At 55.9% G+C, this 2713-nt stretch carries 3 protein-coding genes; all 3 read right to left on the reverse strand.

The window, feature by feature from the left end; genetic code table 11:
* Positions 1 to 1118: AAA family ATPase (locus SMC5_RS01400; RefSeq protein ID WP_119119292.1), on the reverse strand; the 1118-nt coding region annotated here is incomplete at its 3' end.
* Positions 1082 to 1765, reverse strand: a complete 684-nt coding sequence (locus SMC5_RS01405) for a deoxynucleoside kinase (protein WP_119089810.1) — start codon at positions 1763 to 1765, stop codon at positions 1082 to 1084. The genes SMC5_RS01400 and SMC5_RS01405, both read right to left, overlap by 37 nt.
* A partial coding sequence (locus tag SMC5_RS10565; protein WP_165848919.1) for a hypothetical protein occupies positions 1762 to 2713 on the reverse strand: 952 nt, incomplete at its 5' end. The genes SMC5_RS01405 and SMC5_RS10565, both read right to left, overlap by 4 nt.

The raw sequence follows: 2713 nt of genomic DNA on the forward strand, positions 1-2713 counted from the left end.
AGACTGTGAGAAGCTCGCTCGATGTAGCTCTGGCTGACTCCCTGGATGTAGAGTCTGACGCTGGAATCCTGCGTCCATAGCTGCTCGGTGCCAGGTTGTGAAGTGGGAGCCTCTCCCTGATGAGGAGGTTCGATCATAAACTCCTTGCCGGCTGTCCTCCTGCGTATCTCGGGTTGCACGTCGAAGCCGCGCAGAACTCTGTCGACGACGTCTGCCAGGTCACGATATACAGCCAGAACATCGCGTTCACGCAGTTCTACGAGGACGTCAAATGTGGGAGCAGACTTGCGTTCGAGAACGCTCTTCTGTGTCCCGCGGCGCTGTGCTTCTTCATCACCCAGCGTAACCGTCTGGATACCTCCGAGCAAGTCGATGAGGGTCGGGTTGGTGATAAGGTTGCCCAGATCGTTGCCATGTGCCGTTCCAATGAGTTCGACGCCGCGCTCAGCGATCGTCCGGCATGCTTGCGCCTCTTCGATGCGGCCGATTTCATCTATGACGATGACTTCGGGATTGTGGTTTTCCACTGCTTCGATCATAATGTCGTGCTGCTCTTTGTTGAGCGGTACCTGCATGCGACGAGAAGATCCGACACCGGGATGGGGGACGTCACCATCCCCACCGATCTCATTGCTGGTATCCACGATGATGACGCGTTTATTCAGCGTATCGCTCATGTACCGGGAAGCTTCGCGCAACAGCGTTGTCTTGCCTATGCCCGGTCGGCCCAGTATCAGGATGCTCGAGCCTTTCTTGACGAGGTCTTCGATGATTTCGATCTTGCCGTATAGGGCACGCCCGACCCGGCACGTCAGCCCGACCACATCGTTGTGCCTGTTCCGGATGGCGGAAATGCGATGCAGTGTCTGTTCGATTCCGCCCCGGTTGTCACGGTCGAATTCTCCGACTTTCTGGACGATGAAGTCGATGTCCCCCTTCGTGACCGTGCTCTCGCTCAGGGGAACGAAGTCGAATTCGAACCGAGCTTCAGGGACACGTCCGAGGTCCAGCACGACCTCGACGAGCTCGTCGAATCGGTCGAGCCCCTCGAGTGCCTCCTGCAGAGGTTCGGGAAAGATGCTCAGGAATGCCTGGGTATCGTAGTCGTGTGCTGCCATGTCAGTCCTTTTTGCAGAAGCGCTTCAGCAATGCGATCGGTGACCCTCTCATACTCACCGAAGAGACTGAACAGATCAAGATCGTCTGTATCGATGACAATCAGGGGGGCGCGCAAAAACGAGCTTGCCCATCCATCGTAACGTTCGTTGAGTTTTCGAAGGTAGGAAGAGGGCAGGGACTTCTCGAACGAACGTCCCCGCGACTGTATACGTCGTGAGAGTGTTCTTGTGGATGCACGGAGATAGACAACGAGGTCAGGTACCGGGAGGTTCTCCAGCAGGTACTCGTACAGTTGCAGGTAGATCTGGTATTCGACGCGCGGGAGCGCTGTACGGGCGAATATTTCTGCATCTTCATACAGAGTGCGGTCCACGATCTTGGCATGATTCAGGATGCCGGCTTCCTTAAAGAGTCTCACTCGTTGTGTGAGGAAGAAGAGCTGTGACTGTATTCCCCATCGCTTAGGATCATCGTAGTAGAGTTTGAGGAAAGGGTTCTGTTTGACCGGCTCAGGGAGCAAAGTGAGCCCCCACTTGTCGGCAAGATGACGGGTCAGGGTGGACTTTCCTACGCCGATGTTGCCGGCGATGGCAAGGAACAGGGGATGGTCGCCGCCGGCCATCGTGAGCTGAGACTCACCGCTCATGGATTCTTGAGCTGGGCCGGGTCGAACGTACCCTGCTCGAAGATATTTTGGTAGAACGAGGCCCAGGAGACTTTCTTGTTGCTGGTCCGGGAGATTCTGCGCATTTCGCGGAAGTGAGTGCGGAACATAAACCGAGCGAGAGAGACGCCAAAATCGAATGTGGCAATCGATGAGAACGACGATGCAAGATCAGGAGGCAACGGGACGCGTTCCTGAAGGAACGAGCAGGCATCATGATGGGACAGCCTGTTCTGAAGGATCTCGATATCAAGAGCAGCCGCTGCGTCCTCGATGAGGAGTTGGAGCGTCGTAAGCAGACTGTTCTGCGGTGTCAGCATGCCGTCGAGGTTTGCGATGTTCTGTAGTTCGAACAGGGAAAGTGCCGTGATGAATACCTCTCGTTGAACGTGAAATGCCAGACATGGGTCCCAGCTGCTGATTGCGGTCTGGACGTAGGCTTTGCCAGGGAAATACGTCATCATGAGAGCGATCTCGGGCGAAAGCCAGCGACGGGAAGACGTTATCGGGCAGACGGTCTGTCGGTGGTCAAGTGAGGCACCCTTCAGGGCAACCGCTTCTGGATCATCATATGCCGGACGAGCCCCGAGTTCATTCCCTAACACGGGTACGGACTTGAGTCTGTAACCAGGGAAAAACGAGTGGAGTCGGGGGAAATCCTTGTTCATCCAGTCATCGATGGTTGCTTGATCCAGGCGTCGCGCGAGAGAAGCCCGGAGAACGTCATTGACAACCTCGTCGGTGCTTCTGGAGGCATCAAGCTGGGCAGCGGTCTCGCTCAATTGACGCTTCAACGCTTCTGTCTCATGTTCCAGATGCTCCTGTGCTTCCTTCGTGCTGACCTCTTCGAGTGAAGGCAGCAGGACAGAGAGTATTGGGTCCCGGGTGGAATCGCCTGTACTGGTGGAGTGAGCCAGCCGTGGTTCCAGT

This window comes from Candidatus Cryosericum odellii, assembly GCF_003570935.1.
Classification (GTDB): domain Bacteria; phylum Caldisericota; class Caldisericia; order Cryosericales; family Cryosericaceae; genus Cryosericum; species Cryosericum odellii.